Consider the following 255-nt stretch of genomic DNA (forward strand, 5'->3'; position numbering starts at 1 on the left):
GCTGAGCGGCTGGATCAGTGGCCTGGAACGCAAGGATGACACAGGTACAGGTCTATCCCCAGCACCATACCAGCCCTATTATACAGCCTCTTCTGCAGAGAAACGGATGTATGCCCTGTGGGAGATGGACAAACAGAGTGTAGTCTATAATGTACCGGTGGTTCTGGAGTTTGAAGAGGCGCTGGATGCGGTACGGACTGAAGGAGTCTTGAAGGAAATCGTGCAGCGGCATGAAGTGCTGCGCACCCATTTCGG

1 protein-coding gene is annotated in these 255 nt (G+C 53.7%); it reads left to right on the plus strand.

Features of this window, described 5'->3' with window-relative positions; translation table 11 throughout:
* On the plus strand, positions 1-255 hold a 255-nt coding region (locus C162_RS32240), incomplete at both ends, for a condensation domain-containing protein (protein ID WP_036701935.1).

Source organism: Paenibacillus sp. FSL R7-269, from assembly GCF_000517865.1.
Classification (GTDB): domain Bacteria; phylum Bacillota; class Bacilli; order Paenibacillales; family Paenibacillaceae; genus Paenibacillus_AQ.